The organism is Vibrio scophthalmi LMG 19158, from assembly GCF_000222585.1.
Classification (GTDB): Bacteria; Pseudomonadota; Gammaproteobacteria; order Enterobacterales; family Vibrionaceae; genus Vibrio; species Vibrio scophthalmi.
The window spans coordinates 39525-59384 of the sequence record NZ_AFWE01000073.1; the positions used below are offsets into that span (position 1 = coordinate 39525).

The 19860-nt window shown below is 46.7% G+C and carries 14 protein-coding genes; 13 read left to right on the forward strand and 1 reads right to left on the reverse strand.

The features are described 5' to 3' along the window. Positions 1-8: 8 nt before the first annotated feature. From murD to lpxC, 8 genes are all read left to right on the forward strand, one after another. The gene (murD, locus tag RH88_RS05570; protein ID WP_005594070.1) at positions 9-1325 is read left to right on the forward strand and encodes a UDP-N-acetylmuramoyl-L-alanine--D-glutamate ligase; all 1317 of its coding nucleotides are present in this window, start codon (positions 9-11) and stop codon (positions 1323-1325) included. Positions 1326-1373: 48 nt separating this feature from the next. After that, positions 1374-2564: a cell division protein FtsW gene (gene ftsW, locus RH88_RS05575; RefSeq protein WP_005594071.1), complete on the forward strand. Its 1191-nt coding sequence runs from the start codon at positions 1374-1376 to the stop codon at positions 2562-2564. After that, positions 2557-3618, forward strand: a complete 1062-nt coding sequence (gene murG, locus RH88_RS05580) for an undecaprenyldiphospho-muramoylpentapeptide beta-N-acetylglucosaminyltransferase (protein ID WP_005594072.1) — start codon at positions 2557-2559, stop codon at positions 3616-3618. Before ftsW ends, murG begins: the two co-directional genes overlap by 8 nt. 11 nt (positions 3619-3629) lie before the next feature. Further along, positions 3630-5090, forward strand: a complete 1461-nt coding sequence (gene murC / locus RH88_RS05585) for a UDP-N-acetylmuramate--L-alanine ligase (RefSeq protein WP_005594073.1) — start codon at positions 3630-3632, stop codon at positions 5088-5090. A gap of 170 nt (positions 5091-5260) precedes the next feature. Then, positions 5261-6043 carry a cell division protein FtsQ/DivIB gene (locus RH88_RS05590; protein ID WP_005594074.1) on the forward strand — a complete coding sequence of 261 codons (783 nt, stop codon included), beginning with the start codon at positions 5261-5263 and terminating at the stop codon, positions 6041-6043. Continuing rightward, complete coding sequence (gene ftsA / locus RH88_RS05595) at positions 6036-7298, forward strand: cell division protein FtsA (RefSeq protein WP_005594075.1); 1263 nt, start codon at positions 6036-6038, stop codon at positions 7296-7298. The genes RH88_RS05590 and ftsA overlap by 8 nt, the downstream gene beginning before the upstream one ends. A 30-nt stretch (positions 7299-7328) precedes the next feature. Next, entirely contained in the window at positions 7329-8552 is a 1224-nt protein-coding gene (gene ftsZ / locus RH88_RS05600) for a cell division protein FtsZ (protein ID WP_005594076.1), read from the forward strand. A 97-nt stretch (positions 8553-8649) separates the two neighbouring features. Next, on the forward strand, positions 8650-9567 hold the full coding sequence (gene lpxC / locus RH88_RS05605; protein ID WP_005594078.1) for a UDP-3-O-acyl-N-acetylglucosamine deacetylase: 918 nt from the start codon (positions 8650-8652) through the stop codon (positions 9565-9567). 86 nt (positions 9568-9653) lie between these two features. Here lpxC and RH88_RS05610 read toward each other — a convergent pair whose 3' ends face one another. Beyond that, positions 9654-10118: a DUF721 domain-containing protein gene (locus RH88_RS05610; RefSeq protein ID WP_005594080.1), complete on the reverse strand. Its 465-nt coding sequence runs from the start codon at positions 10116-10118 to the stop codon at positions 9654-9656. A 320-nt stretch (positions 10119-10438) separates the two neighbouring features. Here RH88_RS05610 and secA point away from each other — a divergent pair, with 320 nt between their 5' ends. From secA to carB, 5 genes are all read left to right on the forward strand, one after another. Beyond that, on the forward strand, positions 10439-13168 hold the full coding sequence (gene secA, locus RH88_RS05615; RefSeq protein ID WP_005594083.1) for a preprotein translocase subunit SecA: 2730 nt from the start codon (positions 10439-10441) through the stop codon (positions 13166-13168). 309 nt (positions 13169-13477) lie between these two features. Continuing rightward, positions 13478-13876: an 8-oxo-dGTP diphosphatase MutT gene (gene mutT, locus RH88_RS05620; RefSeq protein ID WP_005594084.1), complete on the forward strand. Its 399-nt coding sequence runs from the start codon at positions 13478-13480 to the stop codon at positions 13874-13876. Between the two features lie 116 nt (positions 13877-13992). Beyond that, a complete protein-coding gene (gene dapB / locus RH88_RS05625; protein ID WP_005594085.1) occupies positions 13993-14802 on the forward strand; it encodes a 4-hydroxy-tetrahydrodipicolinate reductase in 810 nt (269 codons plus the stop codon). A gap of 515 nt (positions 14803-15317) precedes the next feature. After that, a complete protein-coding gene (gene carA / locus RH88_RS05630; RefSeq protein ID WP_005594086.1) occupies positions 15318-16457 on the forward strand; it encodes a glutamine-hydrolyzing carbamoyl-phosphate synthase small subunit in 1140 nt (379 codons plus the stop codon). A gap of 16 nt (positions 16458-16473) precedes the next feature. Next, a complete protein-coding gene (carB, locus tag RH88_RS05635) occupies positions 16474-19704 on the forward strand; it encodes a carbamoyl-phosphate synthase large subunit (RefSeq protein WP_005594087.1) in 3231 nt (1076 codons plus the stop codon). Positions 19705-19860: the final 156 nt, after the last annotated feature.

Genomic DNA, 19860 nt, shown 5'->3' on the forward strand with positions numbered 1-19860 from the left:
GCATGACCATGCAACATTGGCAAGGTATCGAAAAAGTTGTGGTTGTGGGGCTCGGTATTACCGGGCTCTCTGTCGTTAAGCATCTCAAGCGTTTACCGCTAGATTTGCAGGTGAAAGTGATTGATACGCGTGCGACGCCGCCCGGTCAAGAGTCACTGCCTGAAGATGTTGAGTTGCATACCGGTAGTTGGCGCACCGATTGGCTATTAGAGGCTGATTTAGTGGTGACTAACCCGGGGATTGCGTTAGCGACGCCTGAGATCCAACAAGTGATCGCCGCAGGTATTCCTGTTGTGGGTGATATCGAGCTGTTTGCATGGCACGTTGATAAGCCTGTGATTGCCATTACCGGTTCTAACGGTAAGAGTACGGTAACCGATATGACCGGCGTGGTGGCGAAAGCGGCAGGCTGGAATGTTGGTGTTGGCGGCAATATTGGTGTACCAGCGCTTGATCTGTTTGAACAACCGGCCGATCTCTATGTGCTTGAGTTATCAAGTTTCCAACTCGAAACAACCTCAAGCTTACCTCTAGTGGCCGCTGCCTTTTTGAATCTTTCTGAAGATCATATGGATCGCTACCAAGGTATGGCAGATTACCGTCTTGCGAAACTGCGTATTTTTGATCATGCCCAAGTGTGCGTGGTTAATGCTGACGACAAAGCGACTTATCCTGATGATGAAAAATCGCTGCTTGAGTTTTCACTAGAGCAGTCAAGTGATGCTTGCGTCATCGAGCACGATGGCGTTGAGTTTTTAGCTTATAAGGGTGAAACCATTCTCGCGGTAAATGAGTTGAGTTTGGTTGGTCGTCACAATGTGGCGAATAGCTTAGTCGTGATTGCGCTGCTCAGTGCGGCCGGTGTTGATGTGAAAGCTGGCCTTGCTGCAATGAAGTCTTACAACGGTCTGACACATCGATGTCAGGTTGTTGCCGATAATCGTGGTATCAAGTGGGTCAATGATTCCAAGGCGACCAATGTGGCGAGTACCCTCGCGGCGCTGTCTGGCCTAAATTTATCCGGTAAATTGTACTTATTGGTTGGTGGTAACGGCAAAGGTGCGGATTTTAGTGATTTGGCACCCGTACTGGCGCAACTCAATGTGCAGCTGTGCTGCTTTGGCGCAGATGGCGATCAATTTGTGCCTTTGCATGCATCTGCTCTGCGTTTTGCTACCATGCAAGAGATCGTTGAGTGGGCAACCCCACAACTGCAAGCGGGCGATATGGTGATGTTATCACCTGCGTGTGCAAGCTTTGATCAGTTCAGTAACTTTATGGCGCGTGGCGATGCTTTTGCCGAGCTTGCCGAGCAGTTTGCTTAACCGCTCCTTAAACCTGATTCTTTCAACATAAATGAGATAAACGAGAAGATGCCGTTGCGAAATGCGTTCGCCAATCTAAAACAGTGGTTTACTCACTCTGCACCCGAGGCGCTTTTTGATCGCCAGTTGGTGTGGATTTCGCTTGGCCTGATGTTGACGGGTCTCGTGATGGTAACTTCGGCTTCTTTTCCGATCAGTACCCGTTTAACCGGGCAACCGTTTCACTTTATGTTCCGCCACGCGATCTTCTTGTTCTTGGCTTTTTCAACTGCTGCTGTGATCGTACAAATCCCGATGAAGCGCTGGCTGCAATATAGTTATCCACTGCTGGGATTATCTATTTTCCTTTTGGTCGTGGTGTTAGTTGGCGGTAAATCGGTTAATGGTGCATCACGCTGGATCCCACTCGGTCTGTTTAACCTACAACCGGCTGAAGTGGCGAAGTTATCGCTGTTTATCTTTATGTCGGGTTATTTGGTCCGCAAACAAGATGAAGTCCGGGAAACCTTTGTTGGTGGCTTTATCAAACCGATCGCCGTATTTGGTACTTTGGCGGTGCTGTTATTGTTTCAGCCAGACTTAGGTACCGTGATCGTTATGCTGGTGACGCTGTTCGGCATGCTGTTCATTGCTGGGGCAAAGTTGACACAGTTCCTTGCTCTGGTGGTGGTGGGCATTGCTGCTGTTATTGGTTTGATTCTCGCAGAACCTTACCGTATGAAGCGTGTCACCTCGTTTCTTGACCCATGGGAAAACCCGTTCGGTAGTGGTTATCAGTTAACCCAATCTTTGATGGCGTTTGGTCGCGGGGAGTGGTTTGGTCAAGGTTTGGGTAATTCGGTCCAAAAGCTGGCGTATTTACCAGAAGCGCATACCGACTTTGTTTTTGCAGTACTGGCGGAAGAGTTAGGTTTTGTTGGCGTTGTTTTAGTTTTAATGCTGATCTTTAGCTTGGTATTGAAAGCGATTTTTATCGGTCGTCGCGCCTTTGAAAGTGACGATTTTTTTGGCGGCTATCTCGCTTTTGGCATTGGTATTTGGTTTGCCTTTCAAACCTTGGTAAATGTGGGGGCTGCGGCGGGGATTGTTCCGACCAAGGGCTTAACATTACCGCTGATCAGTTACGGTGGTTCGAGTTTGATTGTGATGGCGGTTGCCGTCTCAATTTTGCTGCGTATCGACCACGAATGCCGCCTTCATGCGCAGCAACAATCTACACAGAATGCAGAAGATGAATAAAAATAAACGTTTAATGGTGATGGCTGGTGGTACCGGCGGTCACGTTTTTCCAGGCTTGGCGGTTGCCAAAAAGTTGCAGCAGCAAGGCTGGGAGATTCGCTGGCTTGGCACAGCGGATCGAATGGAAGCGGATTTGGTGCCAAAACACGGCATCGAAATCGACTTTATCAAAGTAAAAGGCCTACGTGGTCAAGGCATTGCTCGCCTTATTAAAGCACCATTCCAAATAATCAATGCCATCCTGCAAGCCAGAGCGCATATGAAAGCATGGCAGCCAGATGCGGTTTTAGGTATGGGTGGTTATGTGAGTGGCCCTGGCGGTATCGCTGCATGGCTATTGGGTATTCCCGTGGTGCTGCATGAACAAAATGCGGTGGCAGGTTTAACCAATCAGTGGCTATCCAAGATCGCTAAAAAAGTATTCCAAGCTTTTCCTGGTGCTTTTCCTAACGCGCAAGTAGTCGGTAATCCGGTGCGTGAAGATGTGGTGGCTTTGGCTGAACCACAAACACGCTTTGCTGAACGCAGTGGCCCTATTCGTATTTTAGTTATGGGTGGCAGTCAAGGCGCTCGTATTCTCAACCAAACCATGCCGCTGGTGATGGCTGCGTTGGGCGAGGGGTATCAAGTGGTGCATCAAGCGGGCAAGAATAGCCAGCAAGAAGTCAGCGCCGCTTATCAAGCTGAGCAAGTGACACAGGCCGAAACGGTCGAGTTTATCGATGATGTTGCTGCCGCCTACGCCCAAGCTGATTTACTGGTTTGTCGCTCTGGCGCCTTAACGGTATCAGAAGTATCGGCAGCCGGTGTGGGGGCAATCTTTATTCCTTTCATGCACAAGGATCGTCAGCAAGCGTTGAATGCCGATCATCTAGTGGCATGTGGCGCAGCTAAAATGATAGAACAGCCTGATCTGACAGTAGAAAAGTTAGTCGATGAAATCCGCATGCTGGATCGCAGCCAACTGCAAGCGATGGCCATTAAGGCAAGAAGCGCAGCTCAACTAGAAGCAGATAACGTCGTCGCGCAAGCGATCATCGACCTGACCAAATAACGAGAAAGACAATGACGATTAAACATACCCAAGATTTGGCTCAGATTAGAGCAATGGTGCCAGAGATGCGCCGAGTAAAGTCGATTCACTTTATTGGTATTGGTGGCGCAGGCATGAGTGGTATCGCAGAAGTGCTGCTTAACGAAGGCTATCAAATTACCGGTTCTGATATCGCTGAAAACCCAGTGACAGAGCGATTAACGCAAAAAGGAGCGACCGTTTATATCGGCCATCAGGCAGAAAACGTCGCTCACGCGAGTGTGGTTGTTGTCTCTACTGCCATTAATGAAGAGAACCCAGAAATTAAAGCGGCGCGTGAAGCGCGTATTCCAGTGGTTCGTCGTGCTGAGATGTTAGCGGAACTGATGCGCTTCCGTCACGGAATTGCGGTGGCAGGGACACATGGTAAAACCACCACGACAGCATTAGTGACACAAATCTATTCTGAAGCGGGTCTCGATCCAACGTTTGTTAATGGCGGCCTAGTGAAAAGTGCCGGGACTAACGCTCGCCTTGGTTCAAGCCGCATCTTAATTGCAGAAGCGGACGAGAGTGATGCGTCATTCTTGCACCTACAACCGATGGTAAGCATTGTGACTAACATCGAAGCAGATCACATGGATACCTACGGTGGTGACTTCGAAACGCTTAAGCAGACCTTTATCGATTTTTTGCATAATCTTCCGTTCTACGGCCAAGCGATCGTTTGTATCGATGATCCAGTGGTTCGTGAGTTGATTCCACGTATTAGCCGCCAAGTGATCACCTACGGTTTCTCTGAAGATGCCGATGTGCGTATTGAAAATTACCGTCAAAATGGCCAGCAAGGTCAATTTACCGTGGTGCGCCAAGGTCGTGCGAATCTTGATATTACCTTGAACATCCCTGGTCGTCACAACGCCCTTAATGCGTCGGCAGCCATTGCTGTTGCAACGGAAGATGATATTGGTGATGAAGCGATCCTCAATGCGATGTTGGGTACGCAAGGAACGGGCCGACGTTTTGATCACCTTGGTGAATTTGAAACCGGTAATGGCAGCGCAATGCTGGTGGATGATTATGGTCATCACCCAACCGAAGTGGACGTGACGATTCAAGCTGCGCGTAGTGGTTGGGAAGAGAAACGTTTGGTGATGATCTTCCAACCGCACCGATACAGCCGTACTCGTGATTTGTATGATGACTTTGCCAATGTACTGGAGCAAGTCGATGTATTGATCATGCTGGATGTCTATGCAGCAGGTGAGAAGGCTATTGCGGGTGCTGATGGACGTTCATTGTGCCGTACCATTCGTAGCCGCGGTAAGATTGATCCTATCTTTGTCCCAGAAACGGAAGCTCTGCCTGCAATTTTGGCAAATGTTTTACAAGACGGTGACTTAGTACTAACCCAAGGCGCAGGTGATGTGGGCAAAGTAGCGAAACAGCTCGCTGCGTTAGAGCTGAATATTGATCAAATGCTGGCAATCTAGGCCGTTTTTTGAATATTTAGCGCATTTCTAGCGTTAAAGCTATGATTTCTTACTTTCAAGGTTTGATACTTTTAGTGACCCCAGTATAATCCGAGGGTTAAAGCAAGTGCTTTGGCCTATACGAAGAGATAGGAATAACAATTGCGAGCATTAGCGAAGGACAACGGACTTTGATTAGAACTGTTTTTAACCAAGGACGTCGTTTAATCGATTTTCCACTAGTAAAAAAACACGCCGTTGGCGCCAGTTTTTTACTGGTGGTAGTGGTATTGATTGGCTCTCTGCTTTATTCCACCGTCTCGTGGATGTGGGATGATCAACGCTTACCGTTATCGAAGCTGGTTCTGCAAGGTGATTTAGAATACGTCACAGCATTGGATGTGCAGCGCGCATTTTCCAAGTTGGATCATGTCGGTACTTTTATGTCGCAAGATGTAGACGTATTGCAAGATAGCATCGAATCATTGCCTTGGGTTGCCAATGCCTCAATTCGCAAACAGTGGCCAGACACGGTAAAAGTTTTTCTTACCGAGCATCACGCAGAAGCTATTTGGAATGGCAATGCACTATTAAATGATGCTGGTAAAGTGTTTGACGGTGATATTGGTAAGCTCCACGGAGAACGCGTTAAGCTTTATGGCCCTGAAGGGACAAGTGCAGACGTGTTGGCGACTTGGCATAAATTGAGTCAGCAATTTGCGCCGTTGGATCTTACCATTACCTCGTTGGTTCTTAATGACCGCCGAGCATGGCAGATCATTCTCGACAACGGCATTCGTTTGGAGCTGGGTAAAGAATCACTGGATGAACGCATAGACCGTTTTATTTCGCTATACCAAAATCTAGGTAGTGACGCGTTAAGAGTCAGCTATATCGATCTTAGGTATGATACGGGGGCCGCGGTTGGCTGGTTCCCTGAACAAGAGTTAGAACAAGAGAGTACAGATGACTAAGACCGCTGATGACAACATTATTGTTGGTCTTGATATAGGCACTGCGACCGTGTCGGCTCTAGTTGGCGAGATTTTACCGGATGGTCAAATCAATATCATTGGCGCAGGTACCAGCCCTTCACGTGGCATGGATAAAGGCGGCGTCAACGATCTTGAATCAGTGGTGAAGTCCGTTCAACGTGCAGTTGATCAAGCGGAGCTGATGGCTGAATGCCAAATCCGTAATGTATTCATTTCTATATCAGGTCGCCATATTGCGAGCCGTATAGAAAAAGGGATGGGAACTATTTCAGATGAAGAGGTCTCACAAGAAGATATGGATCGTGCGATTCATACCGCTAAATCAATAAAAATTGGTGATGAACAGCGCATTCTTCATGTTATCCCGCAGGAATTTACCATTGATTACCAAGAAGGGATTAAAAACCCGCTAGGTTTATCAGGTGTACGCATGGAAGTGAGCGTGCACTTAATCTCTTGTCACAATGATATGGCAAGAAATATTATTAAGGCTGTTGAACGTTGTGGTTTGACGGTTGAGCATCTGGTTTATTCAGGTCTGGCAGCAAGCAATGCTGTTATTACTGAAGATGAACGTGAACTGGGTGTGTGTGTCGTTGATATCGGCGCGGGTACCATGGATGTTTCTATTTGGACCGGCGGCGCACTGCGTCACACTGAAGTTTTCTCATACGCAGGCAATGCGGTGACCAGTGATATCGCTTTTGCGTTTGGCACTCCTGTGAGTGATGCAGAAGAGATAAAAGTAAAATACGGCTGTGCTCTTAGTGAGCTGGTTAGTAAAGACGACACGGTTAACGTCCCAAGTGTCGGTGGGCGACCATCACGCAGTTTACAACGACAAACTTTGTCGGAAGTGATTGAGCCGAGATATACTGAACTTATGGGATTGGTTAATCAAACTATCGATACCGTTCAAGATAAGTTGCGCGAAGAAGGCATTAAACATCATTTAGCAGCCGGTGTGGTGCTAACGGGTGGTGCCGCGCAAATTGAAGGTTTGGTAGAATGTGCGGAGCGCGTGTTCCGCAACCAAGTTCGAGTTGGCAAACCTCTAGAGGTGAGCGGCTTAACAGATTACGTAAAAGAGCCGTATCATTCTACGGCAGTTGGTTTACTTCATTACGCAAGAGACAGTCAGATTAATGATGACACTGAATACAGCGAACCTAAACGCCAACCAGTGACCTCAATGTTCGATCGCTTACGTAACTGGATACAAAAAGAGTTTTAACCTGAGCAGCAGGAAAAACGGAGATAACACATGTTTGAACCGATGATGGAAATGTCTGACGATGCGGTAATCAAAGTCGTTGGGGTTGGTGGCGGTGGCGGTAACGCCGTTGAGCACATGGTACGTGAGTCCATTGAAGGTGTGGAATTCATCAGTATTAATACTGATGCGCAAGCACTGCGTAAAACTAGCGTGAACAGCGTCATTCAGATTGGCGGTGACATGACAAAAGGTCTTGGCGCTGGAGCGAACCCTCAAGTAGGACGTGACGCTGCTCTCGAAGATCGAGATAGAATTAAAGAAGAGCTAACCGGTGCCGATATGGTATTTATCGCAGCGGGAATGGGCGGTGGTACCGGTACTGGTGCTGCACCTGTTATTGCTGAAGTTGCCAAAGAGTTAGGTATCCTAACGGTTGCGGTAGTAACAAAGCCTTTTAGCTTTGAAGGTAAGAAGCGTTTGGCATTTGCTGAGCAAGGTATCGAAGAGCTGTCTAAGCACGTCGATTCTTTGATCACTATCCCGAACGAGAAACTACTGAAAGTACTAGGTCGCGGAATCACTCTACTTGAAGCTTTTGCTAGTGCGAACGACGTACTTAAAAATGCAGTTCAAGGTATTGCTGAGCTGATTACTCGCCCAGGTATGATCAACGTCGACTTTGCGGACGTTCGTACCGTGATGTCGGAAATGGGTCATGCCATGATGGGTAGCGGCGTAGCAAAAGGCGAAGATCGTGCAGAAGAAGCGGCAGAGATGGCTATCTCAAGCCCACTTCTAGAAGACATCGATCTTGCTGGTGCTCGTGGTGTTCTTGTGAACATTACTGCTGGCCTAGACATGCGTCTAGACGAGTTTGAAACTGTGGGTAACACAGTGAAAGCGTTTGCATCAGACAACGCAACGGTTGTTATTGGTACTTCACTTGATCCTGATATGGCGGATGAGATTCGCGTAACAGTCGTTGCAACAGGTATTGGTAACGAGAAAAAGCCTGACATCACATTAGTGGCGGGCGGCAAAGCGAAAGTGGCACCGGTAGCACAACCTCAGTCACAAGTCGCAACTCAGCAACCAGCAGCGGTAAAAGTAGAAGAGAAACCGGCACAGACATTGCAGGAAAAACCGCAAGTCACTTCACAGCCGGCAAGCTCTGCGTCAGCAAGCAATGGCTCAGGCCAAAGCACGGCGCCGAAAGTAGAAAAAGATGGTTATTTAGATATTCCAGCGTTTCTACGTCGTCAAGCTGACTAATCGCGTCAATTTTTGACATGGTTCTAAAATGTGGTATGATTCGCGGCCGATGATTTCATCGTCCGTGATTTGTAGCACTAAACCCTGAGGCAAGCAGATGATCAGACAACGTACTCTGAAAGAAATAGTGAAAACGATCGGTGTTGGTTTACACTCCGGCCGTAAAGTCGCTTTAACTCTTCGCCCAGCTGCTGCAAACACAGGTGTTATTTACCGTCGTACCGATGTAAATCCACCTGTTGATTTTCCAGCGGACCCAGAATCAGTTCGTGACACCATGCTGTGTACTGCACTTGTGAACGACCAAGGTATTCGTATCTCAACGGTTGAACACTTGAATGCGGCATTAGCAGGCATGGGTATCGATAACGTCATTATTGAAGTGGATGCACCTGAAATTCCAATTATGGATGGCAGTGCGAGCCCATTCGTATTCTTGCTTCAACAAGCAGGTATCGAAGAGCAAAACGCAGCAAAACGCTTCATCCGTATTAAGAAACCTGTTCGCTTTGAAGATGGCGATAAGTGGGCTGAATTTAAGCCTTATAACGGTTTCCGTATGGACTTTGAGATTGAATTCAATCACCCAGCCATCGATGCTGACGAGCAACACCTAGTGTTTGATTTCTCATCACAAGATTTTGTGAAGCAGATTTCACGAGCTCGTACCTTTGGTTTTATGCGTGATATCGAATACCTTCAATCACAAAATCTTGTTTTAGGCGGCAGCTTTGATAACGCTATCGTACTGGACGAATACCGCATTCTGAATGAAGAAGGTCTACGCTTTGAGAACGAATTCGTGACTCATAAAGTGTTAGATGCGATTGGTGACCTTTACATGTGTGGCCACCCAATCATCGGTGAATTCCGTGCATTCAAATCAGGCCATGGTTTAAATAACCAACTTCTACGTTCAGTACTTGCTGATCAAGAAGCTTGGGAATGGGTAACCTTTGAAGAAGAGCAAACCTCACCGGTTGCCTTCGCTGACCCAAGCATGGTTCTTGCGTAAGCGCGAAAGAATAAAGAAATAAAAAAACCAGTCGAATGACTGGTTTTTTTTACGTCTAAATTTAGTTAACGGTATGCAAACGGCGATTATTGCTCTTGTTTACGTTGAGCCAATTTGGCCAAGCTTTCTAAGCGAGCCTTAATTTTTGGCGGCGCATTTTCAGCGATACCTTGTAAATACTCTGCGGCGATATCTGAAATCGGCTCACGTGGCTTTATATCCTGTGGTTTATATTCCTTGCGACTACGATATAGCTCAGGATTAATCTGCACATCAATTGCAATTAAACGAGCGAAACCTTGGCTGCGTAATTGGCTTAGAATGTGTAAGCGATCATAGCTTAGCTTCATTTTCATTGCGGCACTGGCGACCTCAATCACCAACTGACCATCGCGCACATTTGCCGCGCGGCAATGATCCACCGTTTGTTGAGGTAAAATTTCTTTCAGCAGCTCATTAATCGCCATGATCTCTTTGGCATGCTTTTGCAAATCCGCAAAGCGAGAGTCGGAGATAATATCGTTACTGAGCGTGGGACGATGGTCGCGCATGAGAGGCTCTTATCAAAGGTGATAGTGTTAGTTTAACCAACCCAGCCCCAAGCGAATAGCCCAATAACGGATAAAGTTACGCCATTCAAGGGCAAAAAATCACAAGTGCTTCAAACAAATCACTAACAGATTGGTTGTTCGTGATAAAATTCCTTAAACTACTCCCCACTTAAAAATCAGTTAAGCCTTGAAAATTTGAGTTCTCACCACAATATTTGGGATTAATGATTTAACTCAGTATTCTTAGTTTAAAACTGGTAGAGACTGAAGGCATTAAGATACGATCGTGCCCGATCGAATGATAGAGAGATTCATACAAGATGATTACTAAGCTACTGACAAAGGTAATTGGCAGTCGCAATGACCGTACCTTGCGTCGCCTTAAGAAAATTGTAAAAGAGATCAATAATTACGAGCCAACGTTTGAAGCTCTCTCTGATGAAGAACTAAAGGCTAAAACGGTAGAGTTCCGCCTGCGCTTAGAGCAAGGTGAAGACCTTGATAAATTGTTACCTGAAGCATTTGCTACGGTACGTGAAGCGTCTAAACGTGTTTACGGTATGCGTCACTTCGATATGCAGTTGGTTGGCGGCATGGTGCTTAACGCAGGCCAAATTGCAGAGATGCGTACTGGTGAAGGTAAAACGCTAACGGCGACCTTACCAGCTTACCTTAACGCGCTTCCTGGTCACGGTGTTCACATTGTAACGGTGAATGACTACCTTGCTTCTCGTGATGCGGAAACGAACCGCCCATTATTCGAATTCTTAGGTATGACGGTTGGCGTTAACGTGCCAAACATGCCTCCTCAAGCGAAAAAAGAAGCTTACCTAGCCGATATTCTATACGGCACAAATAACGAATTTGGTTTTGACTACCTACGTGACAACATGGCTTTCCGTGCGGAAGACCGCGTTCAACGTTCTCGTTTCTTCGCTGTTGTCGATGAAGTGGACTCGATCTTAATCGATGAAGCGCGTACCCCTTTGATTATCTCCGGCCCTGCAGAAGACAGCTCAGATCTTTACACACGTATCAATACGTTGATCCCTGAACTGCAAAAACAAGACCAAGAAGATTCAGAAGAGTACCGTGGTGATGGTCACTACACCGTTGATGAGAAAACTAAGCAAGTTTACTTAACGGAAACTGGCCAAGAGTTTGTTGAAGAGCTGATGGTGAAAAATGGCCTAATGGAAGAGGGTGATACGCTTTACTCACCGACCAACATTAGCCTATTACACCACGTAAACGCGGCACTGCGTGCCCACGTTCTGTTCGAGAAAAACGTCGACTACATCGTCAATGAAGAAGGCGAAGTGGTTATCGTTGATGAACACACCGGCCGTACAATGCCGGGTCGTCGTTGGTCAGAGGGTCTGCATCAAGCAGTGGAAGCAAAAGAAGGCGTTAAGATCCAAAACGAGAACCAAACACTCGCATCGATCACCTTCCAGAACTTCTTCCGCCTTTACGACAAACTGTCAGGCATGACAGGTACAGCAGACACTGAAGCATTTGAATTTCAATCAATCTACGGTTTGGAAACGGTGGTAATCCCAACCAACAAACCAATGATTCGTAACGATATGCCAGATATGGTCTACCGCACTGAAGTTGATAAGTTCAATGCGATCATTGAAGACATTAAAGAGCGCGTTGCGAAAGGTCAGCCATCATTGGTGGGTACCGTCTCGATTGAAAAATCTGAGCTACTTTCTAATGCACTGCAAAAAGCCAAGATTAAGCACAATGTTTTGAACGCTAAGTTCCACGAACGTGAAGCGGAAATTGTTGCCGAAGCGGGTACTCCGGGTGCGGTTACGATTGCAACCAACATGGCAGGTCGTGGTACCGATATCGTGTTAGGTGGCAGCTGGCAGTCTAAAGTTGAACAACTTGATAACCCAACGAAAGAACAAATCGACGCGATTAAAGCGGAATGGAAAGTCATCCATGATCAAGTTCTTGCTGCGGGTGGTCTACACATCATTGGTACTGAGCGTCACGAATCTCGCCGTATCGATAACCAGCTACGTGGTCGTTCTGGCCGCCAAGGCGATGCAGGCTCTTCACGCTTCTACCTATCAATGGAAGACTCTCTTCTGCGTATCTTTACTTCAGACCGCATGGCGAGCTTAATCCAAAGTGGTATGGAAGAAGGTGAAGCGATTGAATCGAAGATGTTGTCTCGTTCAATTGAAAAAGCGCAACGTAAAGTAGAAGGTCGCAACTTCGACATTCGTAAGCAGCTACTTGAATACGATGATGTAGCGAACGATCAACGTAAAGTTGTCTACGAGCTGCGTGATGAGCTAATGGTTGCTGAAGATATCAGCGAGATGATCGAGCAAAACCGTGCTGACGTATTGACGGCAATGATCGACGAATACATTCCACCGCAATCTCTTGAAGAGATGTGGGATGTTGAAGGTTTGCAACACCGCTTGAAGAACGACTTTGATATTGAAGCGCCAATTCAACAGTGGCTAGAAGCTGATGACAAACTTTACGAAGAAGCACTACGTGAAAAAATCATCGAACTTGCCGTTGAAGTGTACCGCAAGAAAGAAGAAGTCGTTGGCGAGCAAGTGCTACGCAACTTCGAAAAATCAGTGATGCTACAAACACTCGATACACTGTGGAAAGAGCACCTAGCAGCGATGGATCACCTACGCCAAGGTATCCACCTACGTGGCTATGCACAGAAAAACCCGAAACAAGAGTACAAACGTGAATCGTTTGAACTGTTTGAAGGTTTGCTAGATTCATTGAAAACCGACGTTATCATGGTGTTGTCACGTGTACGTGTTCAACAACAAGAAGAAGTTGAGCGTATGGAAGAGCAACGTCGTGCACAAGCAGAAGCGGCGGCACGTCTTGCACATGCTCAACATGCGAGCGCAGAAAACCCTCTTGCTGATGGCGAAGAAGCGGCAGAAGCACAGCCACAAACCGTGGTTCGTGATGAGCGCAAAGTCGGTCGTAATGAGCCTTGCCCATGTGGTAGCGGCAAAAAGTACAAGCAGTGTCACGGTCAAATTGGCTAACTTCGTTTGGGTCGTCGCTGTAACTGATGATTGCAGTGTCGGTGGTACTCACTTACTAACGTAAGCTCCGTGCCACCTCCTCGCACTCATCGAGTTACAACTTAGATCCATAATGCTTAGTAAATAAATAGAGAGTCGCTTAGGCGGCTCTTTTTGTATGTGAACTTTGAGATTTTCTCCTACGTCATCCTCGAGAGTGAGGAACGAACGAGTCGGGGATCTTTGATACGAATAAAACAGCAGATTCCCTATCTAATTCGTTCCTCATTGTAGGGAATGACGAGCGGGAAGTTATAGGAACACCATCATATGAAAAGAATCCATATCGTTGCGGCGGTGATTTTCAATCAAGATAAATCGCAGATTTTTATTACTAAGCGTCCCGATGATAAACATAAAGGCGGATTTTGGGAGTTTCCCGGAGGCAAAGTTGAGCTAGGGGAAACGACAGAGCAAGCGATGATCCGTGAGCTCGATGAGGAGATCGGCATTCAAGTCACTGAACAGAGTCTATTTGAACACCTTGAATATGATTATCCGGATAAATCGCTTAAATTTGATTTTATCTTGGTCACCAATTTTGCGGGTGATCCTTATGGGCGCGAAGGCCAGCAAGGCGAGTGGGTAAAGATCAAACAGTTAGAAAATTACGCATTTCCAGAGGCAAACGTGCCGATTTTACAGCGTGTGATCAAAGAGTTTTCTTGATCTATGTCTCAAAAAGCTAGCCAGCACAGCCATTTATTGGTAGTTTAGTGCACAAGATCGTTTTCTCGAGGTGAGGATCTTTTCATCTCGATACACCAAAATGGAGAATGAGTGCAATGGTCAGAATTGCAATCGCAGGAGCGGCAGGCCGTATGGGCCGAAACTTAGTTAAAGCAACGCATCTTAATCCTGAGTCTCAAGTTGGAGCTGCATCAGAGCGCCCTGAGTCTTCGTTGGTTGGGGTAGATGTTGGTGAACTATGTGGTGAAGGAAAATTTGAAGTTGTCCTAACCAATGATCTTGCCTCTCAAATTGACAGCTTTGATGTCATCATCGATTTTACTGCACCAAGCAGCACATTAACCAACTTAGAGCTTTGCCGTACCCACGGTAAGAGCATCGTGATTGGCACAACGGGTTTTAGCGATCAAGAGCGTGAACACATTGATGCGGTCGCGAAGGAAATTCCTGTCGTCATGGCTCCGAACTACTCGGTCGGCGTTAACTTGGTGTTTAAACTGCTGGAAAAAGCCGCCAAAGTCATGGGTGACTACTGCGATATTGAAATTGTTGAAGCACACCACCGTCACAAAGTCGATGCGCCATCAGGCACTGCGATTGGTATGGGTGAAGCGATTGCCGGTGCAATGGGTAATAAGCTCAACGATGTGGCCGTATATGCTCGAGAGGGCATCACTGGTGAACGAACCAAAGACGAAATTGGCTTTGCTACCATTCGCGCAGGTGACATTGTTGGTGAGCATACGGCAATGTTTGCTGATATTGGTGAACGTGTTGAGATCACTCATAAAGCGACGGATCGTATGACCTTTGCTAATGGCGCAGTAAAGGCTGCTGTTTGGCTGAATGGTAAGCCAGCAGGCTTCTATACTATGACCGATGTACTGGGTTTAAATGATCTTTGATCTCTTCGTTAGCAAAAATCTATAAAGACCATTAAACATATTTATGCGTCAGCCTCGGCTGGCGCTTTTTGTATCTGCTCGATATGGCAAAAAAAATTAACTAGACAAAATATGCGTGCATTAGCCTTTTATTGTGTTACTTATGGTGCTTTGAGTTAATAAGTGGTGCTAGTGTTTGTATTTTGTGTGTTTAGTTGGTGTGAGTAACGTTTGCTTTATGGTTTTTTCTGGTCGCCTGTCTTTTTGCTTTCTAATTTGAGGCGATAACCAAGAGTTACTGCTGTTGGTTAAGTAAAAAGTAAGTAAACTTGGTTTTTTGACTGTTTTGGTAAGGTTTTCTCATAAAGCGTCGTAAATATGCATTTTATTTTACTATGAATGTTGACACTGGTCACAACCGTTATTAGAATAACGCCAATTTGTCTGTCAGACCTAAAAATGCTTTTTTATGGCGAAATGGAAGGCAATGTTGCAAAGTTATTTATTTTTTATGCATTTTTATTCTGGAGGTTGCCTTGAGTAAATTAGCACTGTTAGTCCTGGAAGATGGGACAGTGTTCAGCGGAGTGTCCATCGGCGCAGATGGTATTTCCGTTGGGGAAGTCGTTTTTAATACCTCGATGACGGGGTACCAAGAAATTCTCACTGATCCTTCCTATTCACAACAAATCGTCACTCTTACTTATCCTCACATTGGCAATACCGGAACCAATTCCGAAGACGAAGAATCCTCTTCCATTCATGCTCAAGGCCTTGTGATTCGCGATCTCCCTCTTATCGCTTCTAATTTCCGTAACGAACAATCCCTTTCTGATTATCTCAAGTCGCAAAACATTGTCGGCATCGCAGATATTGATACTCGCAAACTCACTCGTATTCTTCGTGAAAAAGGTGCCCAAAACGGCTGTATCGTCGCTGGCAATAACCTTGACGAAGCATTAGCGCTTGCGAAAGCAAAAGAATTCCCTGGCTTGAAAGGTATGGATCTTGCGAAAGAAGTTACAACAAAAGAAGCGTATCAATGGAAACAAGGTTCGTGGACGCTTACGGGTGGCCTTCCAGAAGCAAAAGATGACAGTGAGTTGCCATACCACGTTGTCGCTTATGACTTCGGTGCCAAGCGAAACATCTTGCGCATGTTGGTTGACCGCGGCTGCCGCTTAACGGTGGTACCGGCTGAAACCTCAGCGGAAGAAGTTCTAGCTCTTAATCCAGATGGTGTTTTCTTATCGAATGGTCCTGGAGACCCTGCGCCATGTACTTATGCGATTGAAGCAACCAAAGTCTTCCTAGAAAAAAACATCCCGTTATTTGGTATCTGTCTGGGTCACCAAATTCTTGCGCTCGCCTCTGGTGCGCAAACGGTGAAAATGAAGTTTGGTCACCACGGTGCGAACCACCCAGTAAAAGATTTGGATCGCGGCATTGTGATGATTACTTCACAAAACCACGGTTTTGCTGCGGATGAAAAAACGCTACCGGAAACGTTACGTGCGACACACGTATCTCTGTTTGATGGTTCTTTGCAAGGTATCCACCGCACTGACAAACCAGCATTCAGCTTCCAAGGTCACCCAGAAGCGAGCCCAGGTCCTGAAGACGCGGCTCCACTATTTGACCATTTCATCGAACTCATTAAAAAACACAGCGCTTAATTCGGAGTAGTAGATAATGCCAAAACGTACTGACATTCAAAGTATTCTAATTCTTGGTGCTGGTCCGATTGTAATCGGTCAGGCATGTGAGTTTGACTACTCTGGCGCACAAGCGTGTAAAGCACTGCGTGAAGAGGGTTACCGAGTTATCCTTGTGAACTCAAACCCTGCCACCATTATGACAGACCCAGAGATGGCCGATGCAACCTATATCGAGCCTATCCAGTGGGAAGTCGTGCGTAAGATCATTGAGAAAGAGCGCCCTGATGCTGTATTGCCTACCATGGGCGGTCAAACAGCGCTTAACTGTGCACTAGACTTAGAGAAACACGGTGTTCTTGCTGAGTTTGGCGTAGAGATGATCGGTGCAACCGCTGATGCGATTGATAAAGCAGAAGACCGTTCTCGCTTTGATAAAGCAATGAAGTCGATTGGCCTTGAGTGTCCAACGGCAGATACAGCCAAAACAATGGAAGAAGCTTACAAAGTTCTCGATATGGTTGGCTTCCCTTGTATCATTCGCCCTTCATTCACCATGGGTGGTACGGGTGGCGGTATTGCATACAACAAAGAAGAATTTGAAGAAATCTGTCGTCGTGGCTTGGATTTATCGCCAACTAACGAGCTGCTAATCGATGAGTCATTGATCGGTTGGAAAGAGTACGAGATGGAAGTGGTTCGTGACAAAAACGACAACTGCATCATCGTCTGTGCGATTGAAAACTTCGACCCAATGGGTATCCACACCGGTGACTCAATCACGGTGGCACCAGCACAAACGCTAACCGATAAAGAATATCAGTTGATGCGTAATGCATCGCTAGCGGTTCTACGTGAAATCGGTGTTGAAACTGGTGGTTCAAACGTTCAGTTTGGTATCAACCCAAAAGATGGCCGTATGGTTATCATCGAGATGAACCCACGTGTATCTCGCTCTTCAGCACTAGCTTCAAAAGCAACCGGCTTCCCGATTGCTAAAGTAGCAGCGAAACTGGCGGTTGGCTTTACGCTTGATGAGTTGATGAACGACATCACAGGTGGCGCAACACCAGCATCATTTGAACCAACCATCGACTACGTTGTGACTAAGATTCCTCGTTTTAACTTCGAGAAATTCGCTGGCGCGAACGACCGTCTGACGACGCAAATGAAGTCAGTGGGTGAAGTGATGGCGATTGGTCGTAACCAACAAGAGTCACTACAAAAAGCATTGCGTGGCCTAGAAGTGGGCGCAAGTGGTTTTGACGAAATGGTTGACCTTGAGTCACCAGACGCACTATCAAAAATTCGCCATGAGCTAAAAGAAGCTGGCGCAGAGCGTATTTGGTACATCGCCGATGCATTCCGTGCAGGCTTATCTGTTGATGGCGTGTTCAACCTAACGCAAATCGACCGTTGGTTCCTCGTTCAAATTGAAGATCTAGTCAAAATGGAAGAGTCAGTTAAAGCCGGTGGCTTTGCTGGTTTGACCGAAGATGTACTGCGTAAGCTGAAACGCAAAGGCTTTGCGGATGCGCGTCTATCGAAACTGCTGGGTGTTGCGGAAAGCGAAATCCGTCGCCTACGTGACCAGTTCGATATTCACCCGGTTTACAAGCGTGTTGATACTTGTGCGGCAGAATTTTCTTCAGATACTGCATACATGTACTCATCTTACGATGACGAGTGTGAAGCTAATCCAACCGATAAAGACAAAATCATGATTTTGGGTGGCGGTCCAAACCGTATCGGCCAAGGTATTGAATTTGACTACTGTTGTGTACACGCATCACTGGCACTACGTGAAGACGGTTACGAAACCATTATGGTCAACTGTAACCCTGAGACGGTATCAACCGACTACGACACGTCAGACCGTTTGTACTTTGAACCAGTAACACTGGAAGATGTATTAGCGATTGCCCGCGTTGAAAAGCCAAAAGGCGTTATCGTTCAGTACGGTGGCCAAACGCCACTGAAACTGGCACGTGCGCTAGAGGCGGCAGGTGTGCCAATCATTGGTACTAGCCCTGATGCGATTGACCGAGCAGAAGACCGTGAGCGTTTCCAAGTCGCGGTTGACCGTTTAGGCCTGCTACAACCACAAAACGCAACGGTAACGACCATGGAACAAGCGATTGAAAAGTCGCGTGAAATCGGCTTCCCATTGGTGGTTCGTCCTTCGTATGTACTGGGTGGTCGTGCGATGGAAATCGTTTACGACGAGCAAGACCTACGTCGTTACTTCAACGAAGCGGTGAGCGTATCTAACGAATCACCAGTATTACTTGATAGTTTCCTTGATGACGCTGTTGAAGTTGACGTTGATGCTATTTGTGACGGTGAGCGCGTAGTGATTGGCGGTATCATGGAGCATATCGAGCAAGCGGGTGTTCACTCTGGTGACTCTGCATGTTCGCTACCTGCATACACGTTAAGCCAAGAAATCCAAGATGTGATGCGTGAGCAAGTTGAAAAACTGGCGTTTGAGTTGGGTGTTCGTGGCCTAATGAATACGCAGTTTGCGGTAAAAGATAATCAAGTTTACCTAATCGAAGTAAACCCACGTGCGGCACGTACCGTACCGTTTGTTTCGAAAGCAACTGGTGCGCCACTAGCGAAAATCGCTGCACGTGTCATGGCGGGTCAATCTTTAGAAGCTCAAGGCTTTACTAAAGAGATCATCCCACCTTACTACTCAGTAAAAGAAGTGGTATTGCCATTTAACAAGTTCCCTGGTGTTGACCCACTGTTGGGCCCAGAAATGCGCTCGACAGGTGAGGTGATGGGTGTTGGCGCTACGTTTGCAGAAGCGTACGCAAAAGCAGAACTTGGCTGTGGCAGCGTTTACCCTGAAGGTGGCCGTGCGCTACTGTCAGTACGTGAAGGCGATAAGCAACGCGTAGTGGATTTGGCCTCTAAGCTGGTTAAGCTTGGTTACCAACTGGATGCAACGCACGGTACTGCGGTTATCCTTGGTGAAGCGGGCATTAACCCTCGCTTGGTAAACAAGGTTCACGAAGGTCGTCCTCATATTCTTGACCGTATCAAGAACAATGAATACACCTACATTGTGAACACGGCTGCTGGTCGTCAAGCGATTGAGGACTCTAAAGTTCTTCGTCGTGGCGCTCTGGCTGAGAAGGTGAACTACACCACAACGCTAAACGCTGCGTTTGCGACCTGTATGGCGCATACTGCTGATGCGAAGAGTACAGTGACGTCAGTACAAGAGTTGCACGCGAAAGTGAAAGCCTCTCAAGCATAAACCCAGTTATTGGTCATATTAAGCCCGCTCATTTGAGCGGGTTTTTTTATGCCTTGGTAATCGGCATTGACGGATTTTCTACCGACATTGGAATTGATGAATAATGGGAATGAGTGATAATCGAATCTTTCGTTAACTGAATTGATTGAGTAGTGA

Bases quoted from the DNA above. Each gene is read 5' to 3' on its own strand.
- murD (WP_005594070.1), top strand. From the start codon at position 9: ATGCAACATTGGCAAGGTATCGAAAAAGTTGTGGTTGTGGGGCTCGGT.
- ftsW (WP_005594071.1), top strand. From the start codon at position 1,374: ATGCCGTTGCGAAATGCGTTCGCCAATCTAAAACAGTGGTTTACTCAC.
- murG (WP_005594072.1), top strand. From the start codon at position 2,557: ATGAATAAAAATAAACGTTTAATGGTGATGGCTGGTGGTACCGGCGGT.
- murC (WP_005594073.1), top strand. From the start codon at position 3,630: ATGACGATTAAACATACCCAAGATTTGGCTCAGATTAGAGCAATGGTG.
- ftsA (WP_005594075.1), top strand. From the start codon at position 6,036: ATGACTAAGACCGCTGATGACAACATTATTGTTGGTCTTGATATAGGC.
- ftsZ (WP_005594076.1), top strand. From the start codon at position 7,329: ATGTTTGAACCGATGATGGAAATGTCTGACGATGCGGTAATCAAAGTC.
- lpxC (WP_005594078.1), top strand. From the start codon at position 8,650: ATGATCAGACAACGTACTCTGAAAGAAATAGTGAAAACGATCGGTGTT.
- RH88_RS05610 (WP_005594080.1), bottom strand. From the start codon at position 10,118: ATGCGCGACCATCGTCCCACGCTCAGTAACGATATTATCTCCGACTCT.
- secA (WP_005594083.1), top strand. From the start codon at position 10,439: ATGATTACTAAGCTACTGACAAAGGTAATTGGCAGTCGCAATGACCGT.
- mutT (WP_005594084.1), top strand. From the start codon at position 13,478: ATGAAAAGAATCCATATCGTTGCGGCGGTGATTTTCAATCAAGATAAA.
- dapB (WP_005594085.1), top strand. From the start codon at position 13,993: ATGGTCAGAATTGCAATCGCAGGAGCGGCAGGCCGTATGGGCCGAAAC.
- carB (WP_005594087.1), top strand. From the start codon at position 16,474: ATGCCAAAACGTACTGACATTCAAAGTATTCTAATTCTTGGTGCTGGT.